The 19,048-nt window shown below is 66.5% G+C and carries 11 protein-coding genes, 1 pseudogene and 1 riboswitch; of the genes and pseudogenes, 6 read left to right on the top strand and 6 right to left on the bottom strand.

Translation table 11 applies throughout. The features are described 5' to 3' along the window. Nucleotides 1-65: 65 nt before the first annotated feature. Nucleotides 66-1,181, top strand: coding sequence for an efflux RND transporter periplasmic adaptor subunit (locus B5D37_RS07985; protein ID WP_078758202.1), 1,116 nt, complete (start codon nucleotides 66-68; stop codon nucleotides 1,179-1,181). A 12-nt stretch (nucleotides 1,182-1,193) separates the two neighbouring features. Beyond that, the gene (locus tag B5D37_RS07980; RefSeq protein WP_078758201.1) at nucleotides 1,194-4,367 is read left to right on the top strand and encodes an efflux RND transporter permease subunit; all 3,174 of its coding nucleotides are present in this window, start codon (nucleotides 1,194-1,196) and stop codon (nucleotides 4,365-4,367) included. A 6-nt stretch (nucleotides 4,368-4,373) separates the two neighbouring features. On the opposite strand, the gene B5D37_RS07975 is transcribed toward B5D37_RS07980, so the two are convergent. Both B5D37_RS07975 and B5D37_RS07970 read right to left on the bottom strand, forming a co-directional pair. Further along, nucleotides 4,374-5,078: a hypothetical protein gene (locus B5D37_RS07975; RefSeq protein ID WP_078758362.1), complete on the bottom strand. Its 705-nt coding sequence runs from the start codon at nucleotides 5,076-5,078 to the stop codon at nucleotides 4,374-4,376. A 65-nt stretch (nucleotides 5,079-5,143) separates the two neighbouring features. Next, nucleotides 5,144-6,093, bottom strand: a pseudogene (locus B5D37_RS07970) (homoserine kinase). A 132-nt stretch (nucleotides 6,094-6,225) separates the two neighbouring features. Beyond that, nucleotides 6,226-6,326: riboswitch (TPP riboswitch) on the top strand. Nucleotides 6,327-6,380: 54 nt separating this feature from the next. On the opposite strand from B5D37_RS07970, the gene thiC reads away from it, so the two are divergent. The 4 genes from thiC to B5D37_RS07950 all read left to right on the top strand — a co-directional run bounded on the left by thiC (nucleotide 6,381) and on the right by B5D37_RS07950 (nucleotide 14,831). After that, a complete protein-coding gene (thiC, locus tag B5D37_RS07965; RefSeq protein ID WP_078758200.1) occupies nucleotides 6,381-8,288 on the top strand; it encodes a phosphomethylpyrimidine synthase ThiC in 1,908 nt (635 codons plus the stop codon). Nucleotides 8,289-8,368: 80 nt separating this feature from the next. Then, nucleotides 8,369-10,633 carry a winged helix-turn-helix domain-containing protein gene (locus B5D37_RS07960; protein WP_143814214.1) on the top strand — a complete coding sequence of 755 codons (2,265 nt, stop codon included), beginning with the start codon at nucleotides 8,369-8,371 and terminating at the stop codon, nucleotides 10,631-10,633. A gap of 379 nt (nucleotides 10,634-11,012) precedes the next feature. Beyond that, nucleotides 11,013-11,945 (top strand): helix-turn-helix domain-containing protein, encoded by a 933-nt coding sequence (locus tag B5D37_RS07955; RefSeq protein WP_078758198.1) that lies wholly within the window; start codon nucleotides 11,013-11,015, stop codon nucleotides 11,943-11,945. Nucleotides 11,946-11,996: 51 nt separating this feature from the next. Continuing rightward, nucleotides 11,997-14,831, top strand: a complete 2,835-nt coding sequence (locus B5D37_RS07950; RefSeq protein WP_078758197.1) for a TonB-dependent receptor plug domain-containing protein — start codon at nucleotides 11,997-11,999, stop codon at nucleotides 14,829-14,831. A 137-nt stretch (nucleotides 14,832-14,968) separates the two neighbouring features. Here B5D37_RS07950 and ppa read toward each other — a convergent pair whose 3' ends face one another. The 4 genes from ppa to B5D37_RS07930 all read right to left on the bottom strand — a co-directional run bounded on the left by ppa (nucleotide 14,969) and on the right by B5D37_RS07930 (nucleotide 19,039). Beyond that, complete coding sequence (gene ppa / locus B5D37_RS07945) at nucleotides 14,969-15,517, bottom strand: inorganic diphosphatase (RefSeq protein ID WP_078758361.1); 549 nt, start codon at nucleotides 15,515-15,517, stop codon at nucleotides 14,969-14,971. A gap of 136 nt (nucleotides 15,518-15,653) precedes the next feature. Then, nucleotides 15,654-16,157 (bottom strand): hypothetical protein, encoded by a 504-nt coding sequence (locus B5D37_RS07940; RefSeq protein ID WP_078758196.1) that lies wholly within the window; start codon nucleotides 16,155-16,157, stop codon nucleotides 15,654-15,656. Continuing rightward, a complete protein-coding gene (locus B5D37_RS07935) occupies nucleotides 16,124-16,783 on the bottom strand; it encodes a hypothetical protein (protein ID WP_078758195.1) in 660 nt (219 codons plus the stop codon). The genes B5D37_RS07940 and B5D37_RS07935 overlap by 34 nt, the downstream gene beginning before the upstream one ends. A 228-nt stretch (nucleotides 16,784-17,011) precedes the next feature. Continuing rightward, on the bottom strand, nucleotides 17,012-19,039 hold the full coding sequence (locus B5D37_RS07930; RefSeq protein ID WP_078758194.1) for a sodium-translocating pyrophosphatase: 2,028 nt from the start codon (nucleotides 19,037-19,039) through the stop codon (nucleotides 17,012-17,014). Between the last annotated feature and the right edge of the window lie 9 nt (nucleotides 19,040-19,048).

Below are 19,048 nucleotides of genomic sequence, written 5' to 3'. Positions count from 1 at the left end.
GACTCGCCGGTTCGATATTTATACAGTACCCGCCGGTTCATTAATTGACCCCAGAAGGCGCTCCGATGCGCATTACCGGTTCCGGCAGGTCCTACGCTCCAACCATCGCCATTGCACTGCTGTTGGCGGCCGCGCTGGCGGGCTGTTCCAGCGAGCCGCAGGACGCCCAGGCCGCGCGACCCGTGCTGGTGACCCAGCCGCGGGAGGCCGGGGAAGCATCGAGGTCGTTCGCCGGTGACATCCGGGCGCGCGAGGAAAGCACGCTGTCCTTCCAGGTCGGCGGACAGCTCGTCCAGCGCCATGTGGATGCGGGTGACCACGTGCAGCGGGGCCAGGTACTTGCAACGCTCGACGCCGACGATCTGGATGCGCGCGCCCGCGCCGCCCGCGCCGAGCTCGCGGCTGCCCAGGCTGAACTCGGCCGTGCCCGCGCCGACCAGGTGCGTTATTCCGCGCTGGCCGATCAGCAACTGGTCAGCAGGTCGGCCATGGACGCCCAGGACGCTGCCGCCACCGCGGCCCAGGGCCGGGTCGATGCGGCCCGGGCGCAGTTGGAAGTCGCGGGCAACCAGGCTTCCCGGTCGCAGCTGCGTGCGCCGGTGGACGGCGTGGTGGCCGCGAGACATGCCGAAGCGGGGCAGGTGGTTTCGGCGGGGCAGCCGGTGTTCACCCTCGCCGCCGATGGTGCACGTGAAGTGGTCTTCGCCATTCCCGAGGGAGAGGTCGGTGGCATCCAGCCCGGCCTCGCGGTCGAGGTCGAAGCCTGGGCCGAACCCGGCGCGCGCTGGCCGGCAGTGGTCCGCGAGGTGTCACCGTTGGCCGATCCAGCCTCCCGCACGTTCCAGGCGCGCGCCGAGGTGGAGGCACCCGCCGATGCGCTCGAGCTTGGCCAGAGCGCCCGCGTGTTCGTGGATCGCGACAGCGCCGGCGGCGGCATGAGCGTGCCACTGGCGGCGCTCCAGGAGCAGGGCGACGGTGGTTTCGCCGTGTTCGTGCTGGATCCGGAGCAGTCCACGCTGCGCCTGCAACCGGTGGAGGTCGGCCGGTTCGGCAGCGAGCGGGTGCCGGTGAGCGCGGGGCTGGAGCGCGGTGACTGGGTGGTTGCCGCGGGCGGGCATCTTCTGCGCGAAGGGCAGCAGGTGGTCGGGGTCGACCGCCAGAACCGTCCAGTGCTGGACTGAGGCGGCACCGCCATGCGCTTCAACCTCTCCGAGTGGGCCCTGCGCCACCGCAGCCTGGTGGTCTACGCGATGCTGGTGCTGGCAATCGCCGGTGCATCTTCATACCTGTCACTGGGGCGCAGCGAGGACCCGGAATTCACCTTCAAGGTCATGGTGGTGCAGACGATGTGGCCGGGGGCGACGGCCGAGCAGGTGGCCTCGCAGGTGACCGAGCGCATCGAGCGCAAGGTGATGGAGACCGGCGAGTACGAGTTCGTCCGCTCCTACTCGCGCGCCGGCGAGTCGCAGGTGATTTTCGCTGCGCGTGACTCGATGCGCTCGGGCGAGATACCCGAACTGTTCTACCAGGTCCGCAAGAAGATCGGCGACCTGCGCCCGCAGTTGCCGGCGGACATCGTCGGGCCGTTTTTCAACGACGAGTTCGGCGACACCTTCGGCAACATCTACGCGCTGACCGGCGAGGGCTTCGACTATGCCCTGATGCGCGACCACGCCCGGCGCCTGCAACTGGCACTGGAGCAGGTGCCGGACGTGGGCAAGATCCAGCTGTTCGGCGTGCAGGACGAGAAGATCTGGATCGAGCTGTCCAACACCAAGCTCGCCACGCTGGGCGTGTCCGCGGCGGCGGTGCAGGCCGCGCTCGAACAGCAGAACGCGCTGGTGCCGGCCGGGTTCTTCGAGACCGGCAGCAGCCGGGTGCCGGTCCGGGTTGACGGACAGTTCGACAGCGTCGACGACATCCGCCGCTTCCCGGTCCGCGTCGGCGACCGCACCTTCACCCTCGACGACGTGGCCGATGTGCATCGCGGCTTCGCCGATCCACCGGGTCCGGCGATGCGCTTCATGGGCGAGGATGCGATCGGCATCGGTGTATCGATGCGCGATGGCGGCGACATCCTCGAGCTGGGCGAGTCACTTGAGCGCACCTTTGCCGAGCTCCAGAGGACGCTCCCGGTCGGCATGTCGCTGCACAAGGTGTCCGACCAGCCGGCGGCGGTGCAGGATTCGGTCGGCGAGTTCGTCAAGGTGCTCGCCGAGGCCGTCGCCATCGTGCTGCTGGTGAGCTTCCTGTCGCTGGGCTGGCGCACCGGACTGGTGGTGGCGCTGTCGATCCCGCTGGTGCTGGCGATGACCTTCGCGGTGATGGACCTGTTTGGCGTCGGCCTGCACAAGATCTCGCTGGGCGCCCTGGTGCTGGCGCTGGGCCTGCTGGTGGACGATGCGATCATCGCGGTGGAGATGATGGCCATCAAGATGGAGCAGGGTTTCGACCGGCTCCGCGCCGCGGCCTTCGCCTGGGATTCGACGGCCTTCCCGATGCTGACCGGGACCCTGATCACCGCGGCCGGCTTCCTGCCGATTGCCACGGCCGCATCCAGCACCGGCGAGTACACCCGATCGCTGTTCCAGGTGGTCACCATCGCGCTGCTGGTGTCGTGGGTCGCGGCGGTGGTGTTCATCCCCTACCTGGGTGACAAGTTGCTGCCCGACATGGGTGGCCACGGCCATGTGCCGCCGAAGCCGGAGTCGCTGGCCGCGCGCTGGCGTGCCAGGCGCGAGCGCTGGGCCGATCGATTTCCCGCCTTCGCCGATGTGCTTGCTCCGGTGCCGACCGACAACGGTGCGGGGCATGTGCACGATCCGTACGGCACCCGCTTCTACCAGCGCTTCCGCCGCGCGCTGGTCTGGTGCGTGCGTCGCCGCTGGCTGGTGATCGGGCTGACTGCTGCCGCCTTCTTCGGATCGGTGCTGCTGTTCCGTTTCGTGCCGCAGCAGTTCTTTCCCGATTCGGTCCGTCCCGAGCTGATGGTCGACATGGAGCTGGCCGAAGGCAGTTCGCTACGGGCGACTTCGGAACAGGCGGCGCGATTGGAGGCGCTGCTTTCCAAGCGCGAGGACCTGGTCAACTACACCGCCTGGGTCGGTACCGGATCGCCGCGCTTCTACCTGCCACTGGACCAGCAATTGCCGGCCGCCAACTTCGCCCAGTTCGTGCTGATGCCGGAGGACATCGAGGCGCGCGAGCGGGTGCGCAGCTGGATGATCGAGGAGGTGGTGCCGCTGTTCCCGGAGCTGCAGTTGCGGGTGACGCGGCTGGAGAACGGGCCACCGGTGGGCTACCCGGTGCAGTTCCGGGTCTCCGGCGAGCATATCGACGAGGTGCGCGAAGTCGCGTACGCCGTACGCGAAAAGATCCGCGAGAACCCGCACGTCACCAACGTCAACCTCGACTGGGACGAGCCATCGAAAACGGTGCGCCTGCATGTCGACCAGGCGCGGGCGCGCGCGATCGGCATCAGTTCGGCGGAACTCGCGCAGGTGCTTCGCGGCTCGCTTTCGGGCACCGGGGTCAGCACCTTTCGAGAGGGCGACGAGCTGATCGAGATCATGCTGCGCGGCGGCGGGAGCGACGCTGTCGAGCTCGACGAACTGGGGAGCCTGATGGTGCCGACCGCCAGTGGCACCAGCGTGTCGCTGGCCCAGGTCGCGACGCTCGAATACGGGTTCGAGGAGGGCATCATCTGGCACCGCGACCGCAAGCCGACGATGACGGTGCGCGCCGACATCTACGACGGCACCCAGCCGGCGACGGTGGTCGCGCAGATTTCCCCGACGCTCGACGACATCCGCGACGGCCTGCGCCATGGCTATTCGGTGGAGGTCGGTGGCAGCGTCGAGGATTCCGCCCGCGGCCAGAACTCCATCGCCGCCGGCGTGCCCCTGTTCCTGTTCGTGGTCTTCACCCTCCTGATGCTGCAACTGCGCAGTGCCTCGCGCAGCATCATGGTGCTGCTGACCGCGCCACTGGGATTGATCGGCGTGACCCTGTTCCTGCTGGTGTTCCGGGTGCCGTTCGGTTTCGTGGCGATGCTCGGCACGATCGCGCTGGCCGGCATGATCATGCGCAACTCGGTGATCCTGGTGGACCAGATCGAGCAGGACCGCAGTGATGGCCGCGAGCCGTGGCAGGCAGTCGTGGAAGCGACGGTGCGTCGCTTCCGTCCGATCGTGTTGACCGCGCTGGCGGCGATCCTGGCGATGATCCCGCTGTCGCGCAGTGCCTTCTTCGGGCCGATGGCGGTCGCCATCATGGGCGGCCTGCTGGTGGCCACCGCCCTGACCCTGTTTTTCCTGCCGGCGCTGTATGCGGCGTGGTTCCGGGTCCGGGTGCCCGCGGATACCTGAGCGCCGCTAGTTCGCGGCTGCCGGCTCTTCCTGCTCCGGGTCCGCCGGCTCCATGTCGGCGGCATCCTCCGCTCCCCAGGGGGCCGGGGGCGACGGCACGGTTTCGGTGAGGTCGAACTCGACCCGGAACATGCGTTCCGGTCGCGACAGCTCGTAGGCGAACATGTCGCCGGGCTCGATCTCCATCGCCCAGGTGTTGGTGTTGGACACGTCCATGTCGTTGCGCGAGAACATCGCGCGTGACTCGGCGTCGACCGGGAACTCCTGGCGGGTGGCGCTGCCGGTGGACGATGTCTCGCCACCGTACATCGTGACTTCGTCGTCGCTGCCGTCTTCGTGGCGGTGGTCGTGCTTGAGCCGCAGGCCGGTGGCGGTGCGAGTGAGCACCCAGGTGCGCGAGTGGTCGTCGCCGACGTGGAACGGGATGCGGATCTCGTCGTCGCTGCATTCGCGCACGTGCATCACCAGCGGCTTGTCGCCGAAGGGATCATCGCCCGTGGGCGCGGGGGTGTCCTCGACGACGCGACCGGCGTAGGCGTTGCCACAGAGCCCGGCCACGTTCTGCATGAACGCATCGGCCGGGTGGGCTTCGATAACGGGTGCCGGCGCCGGTGGGGCGGGCTGCGGGCTGGCCACTTCCGGGGACAGGTTCGATCCGCTGTCGCAGGCGGCGAGGGCGAGCGTCAGCAGGGCGAGGGCGGGCAGTTTCAGTGTGTTTTCCATGCGTGGACCGTAATCCCGGCAGCCGGGCGCGGCAAGTGCGCCGCGAGCCACTGCTACTGGAGCAATTGCGCCCGGGGCCCTTCCACCGGCGACACGTAGGCGTCGCTGTGCAGCCCGACACCGGCGAACGCGGCCTGCATTGCCCGCGCCGCGATCCGCGCCTCGCCCTCGCTGTTGAACCAGCCGAAGACGGTGGGCCCGGCTCCCGACAAGCTGGCGCCGAGCGCGCCGCATTCCATGGCCGCGGCCTTCACGGCGGCGAAGCCGGGCACCAGTGGCGCGCGCCGGGGCTCGACCAGTGCATCCTGCAGGCCCGAAGCTATCAGCCCACGATCCCCGCGGCCAGGCCGGTCAGGAACAGCGCGAGGTATCTCGATTGCCTGACGAAGTCGGCGAGCGGGTATGGATCCGTGAGCACGGCACGGGCCTGCCGGGTTTCCAGAGTGAAGTGCGGGTGCACGACCGCGCAATGGAGACCGGGCGCTGACAACCGGATGGCGCGGGCCTCGGTGGCCAGCACCACGCCACCCAGCAGCATCGGACCGACGTTGTCGCCCTGAACGCTGTCGCTGGAGACCGACTCGCCGATCATCGCCAGCGGATACAGCTGTTCCCGCGTCAGCGGATCGTCGAGCACTGCGTTGGCGGCGACCAGCGCCGCCACGCACGAAGCCGCCGATCCGCCCATTCCGGACCCCAGCGGGATGCCCTTGTGCAGGCGCAGCTCGAAACCGTGCTCGATCCCATGCGCCTCCCGCATCGCGATCAATGCCCGGCCCGCGGTATTGCGGTGTGCTTCCAGCGGAATCGACCCCGCGCCATTGCTGCTGCCCTCGACGGCGCTGATCCGTACCGTCGGCGCGGCGATCCTCCTCACCGTGGCGTGGTCGCCGGGCCCTTCGATGCTGTGGCCGAGCAGGTCGAAGCCGACCCCGATGTTGCCGACGCCCGCCGGCGAGAAGGCCCGCGCCTGTCGTCCTTCGTCGCCGTTACTGTGTTTCATTGACGTTCCACGTGGATTTTGCGGCAGTACCGGCCAGGGCGCGGTCTCTAGGCCGGGACGCCCATCAGACGCCAATGCGCCGGACCCTGCAACAGCGTGATTGGCCGTTCGCGACGGTCCGTGTTCCAATGCGCGCTGAAGCGGGGGTACCGCGCGCCGGGCGCGTGGTTGAGACAGACCCTTCGAACCTGACGCGGTTGATACCGCCGTAGGGAAGCTTCGCCGGACGCCCTGTTTGCGGGATCCGTGCGCCGCCGCTTCGTCCATCCAAAGACAGGACGAACGCCATGAACGCAGTCACCCATCCGCCCGTTGCACCGAACGATGGCCAGCGTGAGCTGACCCGGCAGGCCGATCGTCTTTCGGCCGACGTCGTCCGCCCGATCCCGGGCTCCGGCAAGATCCACGTCGCCGGTTCGCGCCCCGACATGCAGGTCGCGATGCGCGAAGTGCGCCTGCAGCGCACCCCCACCATCTTCGGTGGCGAGGAGAATGCCGCGCTCGCGGTCTACGACACCTCCGGCCCCTATACCGACCCGGCGGCCACGATTGATCTCGCCCGAGGGCTGGCGCCGCTGCGCGCGGCCTGGATCGCCGAGCGCGGCGATACCGAGCAGCTCGCCGGCCTTTCCTCGGAGTTCGGCCGCATGCGCGAGCAGGACCCGAAGCTCGACGCCGTACGCTTCGCCAACCGGCCGCTGCCGCGCCGGGCCGTCGCCGGCGCCAACGTCACCCAGATGCACTACGCGCGCCGCGGCATCATCACCCCGGAGATGGAGTACATCGCCATCCGCGAGAACCAGCGGCTGGATGCGGTGCGCGACGCCCGCCTGCGCGAGCAGCACCCGGGCCAGTCCTTCGGCGCCAGCATCCCGCAGGTGATCACGCCGGAGTTCGTGCGCGACGAGGTGGCCCGCGGCCGCGCCATCATTCCGTGCAACATCAACCATCCCGAGAGCGAGCCGATGATCATCGGCCGCAACTTCCTCACCAAGGTCAACGCCAACATCGGCAACTCGGCAGTGTCGTCGGGCATTGCCGAGGAGGTCGAGAAGCTGGTGTGGTCGATCCGCTGGGGCGCGGACAACGTCATGGACCTGTCCACCGGCAAGCACATCCACGAGACCCGGGAGTGGATCATCCGCAACTCGCCGGTGCCGATCGGCACGGTGCCGATCTACCAGGCGCTGGAGAAGGTCGATGGCCGCGCCGAGGAGCTGACCTGGGAGATCTTCCGCGACACCCTGATCGAGCAGGCCGAGCAGGGCGTGGACTACTTCACCATCCATGCCGGCGTGCTGCTGCGCTACGTGCCGCTGACCGCCGGGCGCGTCACCGGCATCGTCAGCCGCGGCGGCTCGATCATGGCCAAGTGGTGCCTCGCCCACCACAAGGAGAGCTTCCTCTACGAACACTTCGAGGACATCTGCGAAATCATGAAGGCCTATGACGTCGCCTTCAGTCTTGGCGATGGCCTGCGCCCGGGCTCCATCGCCGACGCCAACGATGCCGCCCAGTTCGGCGAACTGGAAACACTGGGCGAGCTGACGAAGATCGCCTGGAAGCACGATGTCCAGACCATGATCGAAGGTCCCGGCCACGTGCCGATGCACCTGATCAAAGAGAACATGGACAAGCAACTGGAGGTGTGTGGCGAGGCGCCGTTCTACACCCTCGGGCCACTGACCACCGACATCGCACCGGGCTACGACCACATCACCTCGGCGATCGGCGCGGCCCTGATCGGCTGGTACGGCACCGCGATGCTCTGCTACGTGACCCCGAAAGAGCACCTGGGCCTGCCCAACAAGGCCGACGTGCGCGAGGGCCTGATGGCCTACCGCATCGCCGCCCACGCCGCCGATCTCGCCAAGGGACATCCCGGCGCACAAGTGCGCGACAACGCACTGAGCAAGGCCCGCTTCGAGTTCCGCTGGGAAGACCAGTTCAACCTGGGGCTGGACCCGGAACGCGCCACCGAATACCACGACGAGACCCTGCCCAAGGACGCGCACAAGTCCGCCCACTTCTGCTCGATGTGCGGGCCGCACTTCTGCTCGATGAAGATCACCCAGGACGTGCGCGATTACGCCGCCGAGCATGGAGTGGAGGCGGAAGCCGCGCTGGATGAAGGCATGGCGATGAAGGCCGCGGAGTTCCGTGCCGCCGGTGCGGAGGTATACCGCAAGGCCTGAGGGACGCGCCGGGGAAGCGCAGCGGTCGTATAGTGTCGCGCGCGTCGGAGTCGCTCCAGCGCGCCGACGCCCCGCCCATAATGGAGCCCCCGATTCAGATGGTCGACCAGCATCAACGCGGCACCTCGCCGGGTCGTGAGCCAGGTGGCCGCCTGCGAGTTGGCGGCGCGACCGTCGACCTGGCGAGCAGGGAGGTGACGGGCGTGCCGGGTCGGCCTCCGGGAAGGTTGACGCCAAAGTCCCTGGCGGTGCTTGAAGTGCTGGCGGCGAGGCCGGGAGAAGTGGTGACGCGCGGAGCTTTACTGTCCGCCGTATGGCCGGACACCATGCCCACCGACGACGTGCTCACCCAGGCGGTCACTCAGCTGCGCAGGATGCTGTCGGGGCGAGGTGACCCGCTGCCCTGCATCGACACCATCGCGAAGACCGGCTACCGGCTGGCGGCGCCCGTCGAGTGGGAGACCCACTCACCTGTCGTGGCACCAGGCGTCGGTCCCGGCCCATCGGTGCGCGAAGATCCCGGAACGGCGCGCCCTGGCCGCAGCCGCATGGGAATGAATGCGCGGAGGCTCGCCAAGCGGGGAAGTGCCGGGCTTGCCGGCATCGCTGTGGTGGCCGCGGCGATGTTCATCTGGATCGACCGTGACGCGGGCGATCCACAGCCAACCGCGGCCGGTTCTTCCGGCGCTGCGGCGCCTCTGGAGCTCCTTACCTCCGCTCCGGGTTACGAGCTCGGACCGAGCCTGTCTCCGGATGCTTCCCTGGTTGCCTACTCCGCCACGAGACGCGGTATTCGAGGCACCGCAATCATGGTGCAGGCCACTGGCCAGGCAACACCAAGGCAACTTACGTATCCGCCGCAGGCGGTATCCGACAGGTTGCCCGCCTGGTCCCCCGACGGCCGCGACATCGCCTACGCCCGTGACGTCGGTGGCAATTGCGAGATCAGGATCGCCGCCGTGGACGGAGGTGCCGATCGCGCCGTCGCGCGCTGCCACAGTGATGATTTGTTGAGTTTCAGCTGGGCGCCCGACGGGGGCGGCCTCCTTTTTGGCAGCATGATGGACGGGGGGGAGATGGCGGGCGTCCGGATACTTGATCTGGCCAACGGCCAGTGGCGGCGCCTGCAGTACGGGCGAAAGAGCGGCGACCTTGATCATGTGCCGCGTTACTCGCCGGACGGCGCTTCGATCGTTTTTGTAAGGAATCCCCAACGGGGTGACCTATGGCGAATTGCCGTCGAGGGCGGGGATCCTGAACGGCTGACGGAGGAGAGCGGGGAGATCCGCGGTTGGGACTGGATGCCGGATGGATCCATCGTCTTCAGTCGCCGAATGGGCAGCGGGACGCGCCTTTTCCGGCTCGAGGGTGCAGGCCGGCCGGCCACCGGCCTCGGTATCCTGGACGCGCAGAACCCCGACGTTTCGCCCGACGGGGCCATGGCCTTCGAGCGTCGTCAGTCCCGCTTTGGCATCTATCGCTTCGGGCATGAGGGCGGACGTGGATCCGCGGTCGGGGCAGCCGAGGCCATCTTTCCGTCTTCTGGCCGGGACACCCAGCCTTCACTTGCGCCTGACGGGACGCAACTGGTCTTCACGTCGGATCGGAGCGGACGCTATGCCGCGTGGTGGGCACGAACGAGCGAGCCGGACAGCTTGCGACTCTTCCAGGGCTTCACTCCGTCTGCAGACTCGTTTCCACAATGGTCGCAGGACAGCCGGAGAATCCTGATGGTCGGGAAGATGGGCGAACGGGGCGTCCAAGGACTCCACGAAATCGACGTCAGCGACGGATCCATCAAGCGCCTGCAGGTTCCAGGCGGAAACCCGATTGGCGCGGCCTTTGCCTTGGACGATCGAAGGCTCCTGGTGGTGTCGGAGCGTCCCGGCAGCCCTCCGCGCCTGCTCCTTCTCGATAGCGAAGTCGAGCCGTGGCGCGAGCTGGGGGACATAGGAAACGTGTCCACGATCAGGGTCGATCGGGCGCGCGAGCGAGTGCTCTTCACGAGGGTTGATGAGAAGGGGCTATGGCAGGCAGATCTCGATCTTTCCCCTGGCAGTGTCGCCAGGATCGACACCGCAGCTCCCAGCCAGTGGCGCAGGCACGCGTGGACAGTGGACGCTGCTACGGGAGATGTGCTGCAGCTCGTACCCCGTCCACGCTGCTCCGCATCGCTGGAACACATCGGCGGGGAAACACGGCACGCCACCACTGGGCAGCCGCGCTGCCTCCAACCGCAGCGACTTGCGCACGTCAACGGCTTTAGTGCCGGTGGGCAGGACACCTTTGCCTCGATCGCCACGATGGACGGAACGGACATCGCCTTCATGGCTGCTGTGCCCTGATCCCGGACCAAAAAAATGCGCTCCGTGAGGAGCGCAATATGCTTTGGGGATATGTATGTCTTCGGCGAGAGAGTGCCTGATCGTGTAGCGCCAGACCTTGGCGACGCCACCACCCCGACAAGGTAGGTGGCCGCGCCACCTCGGGCCTGGCAAGGCGTGCCGCATTTATTTGCCGAGTCGGTCGCTTGCGCCTGGGTTTGCAGGTCGCTTCCTCGAGGGAGCTGATGACGGCAACACACTGATTCCACGGGTAAAGGTCAGCTTCGGCAATCTTTCGGACCACCATTCACGATGTTTTCGCATAACTTTTCGACCAATTTCCTGAAGCCTTTGCACGCATCCGGCAAACCGGTAGCCCCTTGTTGGCAACGGGTGAGTCATGGACAGGAAAAGCTGGGCGGATCGTGGACAACTTCTGCAGGTGGACGGGGATGGCGGGCGGGCGGGCAGTGCCCGATGCGTGGCCGTCACCCGTCTTGGCAGTGCGCAGTGCTCCTCTAGTCCCTCCACCATATGGGTCCAGCTGAGAGGCCGGACCTGGGTGGAGTCCGCTGAAGGGCGTTTCCAGCTGCGTCGAGGGGACTGGATCGTACTGGACAGGGAATCATGCCCCCTCGTGCAGTCGGATCGGCGTGGCGTCACGCTGGGGTTAGCCATTGGGGGGGGGCTGGCGGCGGCCGCCGCGCGGCTGACCGAAACGGGACTTTTTGCCGGCCGTGGAGGAGTCGATCGCGATGAGCTCCGGTTGTTCGTGCGTCTCTGGCGCGGCGCCGAGAGGCGGTTGAGCGATCAGGTGTCGCTGGATGGAGCCGGACAGCTTGCCGCGCTGCGTCCCCTCCTGCTGTTCATCGGGGCCATGCAGCGGGAAATGGCGGTGCACATCGCACGCTGCCCGGGAAGGTCCCATCTCCGAAAGAGACAGGTATTCAGCCGCCTGCAGCGTGCACGGCTCTATATCGAGGGCAACTGCGACCGGGTGGTGAGGATCGCCGAGCTCGCCCGGCTGACCAGCTTCTCGACCTGGTACTTCTCCAGAGCCTTCCAAAGCCTCTACGAGGAGAGCCCGCAAGGTGCATCCGTGCGCATGCGCCTCGAACGCGCAGCGCTGCTGTTGCGAACCAGCGGGATGTTGATCGGAGAAATCGCCGCCGCATGCGGATTCGACAACTGCTGCAGTTTTGCCCGTGCTTTCCGTTCCCGCTTCGGTACTTCCGCCAGCCACTACCGACGGACTGCGCTCTCCGGATCACCGACACATTCGGCAAAACCAGGCGGCAGTAACGGCAAAGCACCCATCGTGTCCGGTACGTAGCGTGGGTGAGGCGTTTAACGCGCCAATAACAAATATCTGGAGAAGAGATAGATGAATCACCGCAAATTGCGGCTCGGCCTTTTGCCGACCGGCATCGCCCTGGCTCTGGTGCCGGCGTTTGCCAGTGCCCAGGACGCCGCGCCCACTGATCAGGCCACCACCCTCGATCGAATCCAGGTGACTGGTTCACGCATCCGCGGTGTCGCCATGGAAACCCAGCAGCCGATCGTGACGCTGTCCCGTGAAGACATCGAGCAGCAAGGGTTCAGCTCCGTAGCCGACGTGCTGCAGAACCTGACCTCCGCCGGTTCCCCGGCGATCAGCCGCTCCGAAGCACTCGCTTCGGGCGAGAACGTGGGCGGCTACTACATCGACATCCGCAACCTTGGTGCTACCCGCACTCTTGTGCTGGTCAATGGCAAACGCCTTGGCGCCACCACGGGGGGCTTGCAGGACCTCAGCCAGATCCCGATGTCCGCCATTGACCGGATGGAAATACTCAAGGACGGCGCCTCGGCGCTCTATGGATCCGATGCCATCGCCGGAGTCGTCAACGTCATCACGCGCAAGCGTTTCCAGGGCGCGGAGGCGAACGCTTACGTGGGTCAGTTCAGCGAGGGCGATGGCGGGACGCAGCAGTACTCGTTCACTGTTGGACAGTCGGGCGAGCGCGCGGGCACTACTCTGTCGGTCGAGTACTCGAGGGAACAGCCGGTGTTCGCCGGAGACCGGTGGTTCAGCAAATGGGGCAACGCTGGCCCGGATTATCCCGGTTCAGGCTTCAGCCCGGTCAGCGAGAACGGGTCCTGGTTTGGGCCCTGTGGTCCTGGCGGCGCTGATACGTGGTGCACCCTTGTTGATGGCGGAGATCCCACGAATGCGGCGGACTACCGTCCACACGTCGCCACCGACAACGCCAACCCGAACCTCGAAATGATGTTGCGCACCGGCATCGAGCGGCGTTCCGTCTTCGCGAGCACCAACTACGAGATCAGCGACAACATCGCGTTCGATGCCGACATCCTCTACAACCAGCGGGTCACGGACCAGCAGGTCGCGGGTTACCCATACCAGTCGCTTGCATTCGATACCCAGCTCTCGGGAGACAGCGCGTTCAACCCGGTGGGCCAGGACATCGATTTCCGTCGTCGCTTGTGGGAAGTGCCCCGTACGACCCGAAGCGAGCTGCAAACCTATCGATTCGCCGGCGGCTTCAGCGGCTTCTTCGAGCTTGGCGGGAACTACTGGGACTGGGACGTCGGCGCACTGTTGAACCGCAACAGCCTGAGCAAAACCGGCCACGGCGATGCCAGCCTGATTGCGACGCGGCAGGCCCTCGGGCCTTCCTTCGTCAACGACGACGGCATCGTGCAGTGCGGCAGCGCGCTTGCTCCGATAGCACTGGATGCCTGTCGCCCGTGGAACCCGCTGTTGCCGAGCGGAGTCGCGGGCCAAGGGTCGCTTGCGGATGAAGAGCTCCAGAATCTCCTGTTCCCGTACTTCACGGACACCGGAACCACGCGCACCACCAGCTACACCGCCAACCTGAGCGGGACGGCGATGGAGCTGCCCGCTGGCGACCTCGGCTTCGCGATCGGCTACGAGCATCGCAAGGAACAAGGCCGCTTCGTACCCGATGCTTTCGCGCAATCGGGTGAATATACCGGCCTGGCGGCAACCACCACCCAGGGCGACTATTCCTTGGACGAGTTCTATGTGGAACTGAACGTCCCGGTACTCGCCGACATGGCCCTCGCAAAGGAGCTGACATTCAACGTCGCGAGCCGGTACTCGGATTACAGCAACTTCGGTGACACCACCAACAACAAGCTCGGCTTTACGTGGCGTCCACTCGATGAGCTGCTGATCCGCGGCACCTACGCCGAGGGCTTCCGCGCTCCTTCGATCGACAACCTTTACGGTGGCATTGGCAGCAGCTTCGAGGAGTACACGGATCCCTGTGGCACCGGGGCGGTGAACAGCGTCAATGGCAATGTCGCATGCAATGCTGCGGGCGTGCAGATCGGATACGTCCAGCTCGGCCAGGGACTGGTCCCCTGCACGACATATCCTTGCCAGACACCCGATCAGTTCTTTACCGGTTCGAATCCCAACCTCGTGCCGGAAAGTTCTGAAAGTCGCACGATGGGAGTGGTCTGGAGCCCCGGCTGGCTAGATGGCCTGGACATCACGGTCGACTGGTACGAATACAAGATCGAGAACATGATCATCGCCGACAGTGTCGATCGGATCCTGCGTGACTGCTACGTGCTCGGGGACGGTGGTCGTTGCGCAGGCATAGAACGGGCGGCTGACGGCCACATCACCAACCTGTTCTATGGCCTTGCGAACCTCGGCCAGATGGAAACCGCGGGCTTTGATCTGGGGGCAAGCTACCGTCTTCCGGAAACTTCAATCGGTCAATTCACGGTTGACTGGCAAAATACCTACACAAGTCGATATGACGAAGTCGGTGAGAACGCTGATGGAGAATCGATCATCATCGGGTCCGTCGGCGCTCCAGGTATTTTCCGTCTCCGCTCCAATCTGGGAGTGGACTGGGACCTGAATGATTTCAGCGTTTCGTATCACGCCCGATACTACTCCGGCATGAACGAGTCGTGCGTTGCCGGACGCCCCTGCAATGACCCGGATCGCTACGCCAATGGCGAACCCGACGCGCTCCGGCGACAGGGTTCCAACACATTCCACGACATCCAGCTCAGCTTGAAGACGCCGTGGGGCGCCACGGTGGCAGTGGGTGCCAACAACGTGTTCGATCATCGCGGACCTGTCATGTTTACCCAGCCGAGCAGTAACTATCCGTACTACGGTGGCTACGACATCGGTCGTTTCGTGTACATGAAGTACCAGCAGCGCTTCTGATCGATCCATCGATCGAAGCAGTAACAGGAGGCGGCCCCCGAAACGGGGCCGCCTTTTTTTGTGGGCCCTCGACCGGTATGGCCAAACGAAAGAAGGCCGCCCGGAGGCGGCCTATCGCAATGAAGCGGGTGGGGGAATCAGAAGTTGGGCTTGTCCGCCGACTCCTCGAAACGCTTCATCGAATCCACCAGGATCTGCTTGGCCTCGGCGGCGTTGCCCCAGCCGTCGAGCTTGACCCACTTGCCCTTCTCCAGGTCCTTGTAGTGCTCGAAGAAGTGGCCGATGCGTTCGCACCAGTGCGGGCTGACCTTGTCGATGTCGTCGATGTGGCCGTAGCCGGCGAAGACCTTGTCCACCGGCACCGCCAGCAACTTCTCGTCACAACCAGCCTCGTCGGACATCTTGAGCACGCCGACCGGGCGGCAGCGGATCACCGAGCCGGGGATCAGCGGCAACGGCAGGATCACCATCACGTCGGCCGGGTCGCCGTCACCGCACAGGGTGTGGGGGACGTAGCCGTAGTTGCACGGATAGCGCATCGGCGTGGACAGGATGCGGTCGACGAAGATCGCACCCGACGCCTTGTCGACCTCGTACTTGACCGGCTCGGCGTCCTTCGGGATTTCGATGATGACGTTGATCTCATCGGGGGGGTTCTTGCCGGTGCTGACGAGGTCCAGGCCCATGGGGGTGCTCCAGTGTGGGGTGCAGGTCGCGTGGGTGCGGCCCGTAAAGCCGGCCATTTTACCTTGCCGCCATGGGTAACGCAGCCGGGCGCTTGGCGAACCCCCGGCTGTGGCGGCCGCGCCGCGGCGCGCTGCCTCAGAACCGGTGCGTCAGCCTCACGTAGACGTCGTGGTCGACCCGCGCGCGGGTGCCCGCCGGGTGTTCGAGCTCGCGCCGCTCCCGGATCCGGGCTTCCATCGAGGTCCGCTCGGCGAACTTCCACTGGTAGCGGATCTCGGTCAGGCGATCGTTGGGACGGAAATCCGGCGATATCAGCCAGCCGGCACCCACTTCCCCATGGGCGATCCCCAGGTTGTGGTCGGGAGCCATGTCATACAGGCTCGCGGCGACCTGCCAGGCCAGTCCGTCGGCGTCACCGCCCGACCCGGTGCCGACCACGGCCGACTGCGGGGTGTTGAACGCGTAGGCCACCTCGGTACCGGCCACCAGCTTCGTCCCACGGTCGCCGACCGGCCACGTCGCGGCGATGCGCGCGTCGGCTGTCAGGTAGTCCTCGCGTTGGGGCTGGGCCGTGCCCGCGACAGCGAGGCTGGAGGGCATCCAGGTCAGCGACACCATGCGGAGGGTGAGGGTCCCCATGCCTGCCTGTTCTCCGCACCGAGGAACGCGGAAATCCGACTGTCGCCGTCATCGAAGTCCAGGGGCGAGCGGGCCAGGCCGGTCCCTTGGCGCTGGCGATGTTCGGCGATCGCATGCCCCCGCCAGCCCGCGGCCAGCGGCATCTCCAGATGGATGCCGTCGGTCCAGGTGACATCGGTGTTGGGGCTGTCGTCGCGGTCCAGGCTCTTGGCGGCCACGCCAGGCAGGTTGAATACGGTCTGGAACCGGCCAATGCGCATGCGCGGCCCGTTATCCGGGGCCGTGTATGAAAAATAGGCTTCGTCGAGGGTGATGTCCCCGAAGGCGGCGCCGGTGCGGTTGCCGGCGTAGCCGCGCAGGTAGGCCCGGGTCCCGTCCTGCTCGCTGCTGAAACGGCCGGCGGCCCGGGTGCGAAACGCCCAGCGGTTACTGAAGCTGTTCTCCACGGCGAACCGCAGCCGCGCGTTGAAGGCATCGCTATCGGATTTGCCGCCATCGCGTGCCCTGGTTTCACCGGCGAACCATCCTCCGCGGAAGTCGCCGGACGTCTCCCATCCGTTTTGTTCGGCAGCGAGCACGGGCGCGGTGGCCAGCAGGATGGCCAGCGCCAACACGCGGGCGGGCATCCGTTTACCGCACGCGGCGGGCGAATGGAGGGTGGGGCGGATGGGGGGGGTGTCTGGTCACGGCGGTGTCCTGCGGCTGCAACGGTGTGTGCAGCCACCATGGGCCGTGGCTGCACGGGCATCTTTGATCCGGATCAAGCACTTCGGCCAGGCTCCGGGCTGACGACCCCCGGACAGGAAAAAGGCGACCCGCCGGGCCGCCCTTTCCTGCCCGACAACGGCCGGGTCCTAGAGGAGCGGCACCATCAGGAGCGCGACGATATTGATGATCTTGATCAGCGGGTTGATGGCCGGGCCGGCGGTGTCCTTGTAAGGATCGCCGACGGTGTCGCCGGTCACCGCGGCCTTGTGGGCTTCGCTGCCCTTGCCGCCGTGGTGGCCGTCCTCGATGTACTTCTTGGCGTTGTCCCAGGCGCCGCCGCCGGTGGTCATCGAGATGGCCACGAACAGCCCGGTCACGATGGTGCCGATCAGCAGGCCGCCCAGCGCACGCGGCCCGAGCAGCAGGCCCACCACCACCGGCACGGCGACCGGGAGCAGCGAGGGGATGATCATCTCCTTGATGGCCGATCGGGTCAGCATGTCGACCGCGCGCGAGTAATCCGGTTTGCCGGTGCCCTGCATGATCCCCGGGATTTCCCGGAACTGGCGGCGCACCTCCTCGACCACGGCACCGGCGGCACGCCCGACGGCCTCCATCGCCATCGCCCCGAACAGGTACGGGATCAGGCCGCCGATCAGCAGGCCGATGATCACCTCCGGATCCGACAGGTCGAACGCGTACAGAGTGCCCGGGTTGCTGGCCTGCAGGTTGTGGGTGTAGTCGGCGAACAGGACGAGTGCGGCAAGCGCCGCCGAACCGATCGCATAGCCCTTGGTCACCGCCTTGGTGGTGTTGCCCACCGCATCGAGCGGATCGGTGACGTTGCGCACCTCGGGCGGCAGCTCGGCCATCTCGGCGATGCCGCCGGCGTTGTCGGTGATCGGGCCGTAGGCGTCCAGGGCGACGATCATTCCGGCCATGGACAGCATTGCGGTCGCGGCGATGGCGATGCCGTACAGGCCACCGAGTTCGAAGCAGCCCCAGATGGCGATACAGACCGCGATCACCGGCCACGCGGTCGACTTCATCGAGATCCCCAGGCCGGCGATGATGTTGGTGCCGTGCCCGGTGGTCGACGCCGCGGCGATGTGCTGCACCGGCTTGAACTGGGTGCCGGTGTAGTACTCGGTGATCCAGACGATCGCCCCGGTCAGGGCCAGGCCCACGAGGGCGCAGAAGTAGAGGTTGAGCGGCCCGGTCGCGAAATCGTCCATCAGCATCGTGGTGACCGGGTAGAACGCGATCGCCGCGAGTACCGCGGATACGATCACGCCCTTGTACAGCGCGCCCATGATCGAGCCGCCTTCCTTAACCTTGACGAACATCGCGCCGATGATCGAAGCGATGATCGACACCCCGCCCAGCACCAGCGGATAGAGCGCGCCGTTGGCGCCGACCACGTCGGCCATCAGGTAGCCCAGCAGCATGGTCGCAATGACGGTGACCGCGTAGGTCTCGAACAGGTCGGCCGCCATGCCGGCGCAGTCGCCGACGTTGTCTCCCACGTTGTCGGCGATCACCGCCGGGTTGCGCGGGTCGTCTTCCGGGATTCCGGCCTCGACCTTGCCGACCAGATCGGCGCCAACGTCCGCGCCCTTGGTGAAGATGCCACCGCCCAGGCGGGCGAAGATCGAGATGAGCGAGGAGCCGAACGCCAGCCCGACCAGCGCATGCAGCGCGGCCTCGCCAACGATGCCCATCATTCCCAGCACCCACCAGTAGCCGGCGACGCCCAGCAGGCCGAGCCCGACCACCAGCATGCCGGTGATCGCGCCGCCGCGGAATGCGACGTCCATTGCCGGCCCCATGCCGCGGCGCGCGGCTTCGGCCGTGCGCACGTTGGCGCGGACCGAGACGTTCATGCCGATGTAGCCGGCAGCCCCCGACAGCACCGCACCGAGCAGGAAGCCGACCGCCGTGGACCATCCCAGGAAGAACCCGATGACGATGAAAAGCACCACCCCGGCCACTGAAATGGTCAGGTATTGCCGGTTGAGGTAGGCGCGCGCGCCTTCCTGGATCGCGCCGGCGATCTCCTGCATACGTGGGTTTCCGGCGGGCTGCGCGCTGATCCAGCGCGCGGAGATGATCCCGTAGAGGATCGCGATGACGGCGCACACCAGCGCCAAGGCCAAACCATACTGCTCCAGCATGAACCCCTC

Source organism: Lysobacter spongiicola DSM 21749, assembly GCF_900167055.1.
In the GTDB taxonomy this organism is placed as follows: domain Bacteria; phylum Pseudomonadota; class Gammaproteobacteria; order Xanthomonadales; family Xanthomonadaceae; genus Novilysobacter; species Novilysobacter spongiicola.
The sequence above is the reverse complement of the archived record's forward strand: the minus strand, read 5'-3'. Positions and strand labels throughout refer to the sequence as shown.

Coding starts and splice junctions, on each gene's coding strand:
- B5D37_RS07960 (WP_143814214.1), top strand. CDS start 8,369: ATGGAGCCCCCGATTCAGATGGTCGACCAGCATCAACGCGGCACCTCG.
- B5D37_RS07950 (WP_078758197.1), top strand. CDS start 11,997: ATGAATCACCGCAAATTGCGGCTCGGCCTTTTGCCGACCGGCATCGCC.
- B5D37_RS07980 (WP_078758201.1), top strand. CDS start 1,194: ATGCGCTTCAACCTCTCCGAGTGGGCCCTGCGCCACCGCAGCCTGGTG.
- B5D37_RS07930 (WP_078758194.1), bottom strand. CDS start 19,039: ATGCTGGAGCAGTATGGTTTGGCCTTGGCGCTGGTGTGCGCCGTCATC.
- ppa (WP_078758361.1), bottom strand. CDS start 15,517: ATGGGCCTGGACCTCGTCAGCACCGGCAAGAACCCCCCCGATGAGATC.
- B5D37_RS07935 (WP_078758195.1), bottom strand. CDS start 16,783: ATGCCCGCCCGCGTGTTGGCGCTGGCCATCCTGCTGGCCACCGCGCCC.
- B5D37_RS07940 (WP_078758196.1), bottom strand. CDS start 16,157: ATGGGGACCCTCACCCTCCGCATGGTGTCGCTGACCTGGATGCCCTCC.
- B5D37_RS07985 (WP_078758202.1), top strand. CDS start 66: ATGCGCATTACCGGTTCCGGCAGGTCCTACGCTCCAACCATCGCCATT.
- B5D37_RS07955 (WP_078758198.1), top strand. CDS start 11,013: ATGGACAGGAAAAGCTGGGCGGATCGTGGACAACTTCTGCAGGTGGAC.
- thiC (WP_078758200.1), top strand. CDS start 6,381: ATGAACGCAGTCACCCATCCGCCCGTTGCACCGAACGATGGCCAGCGT.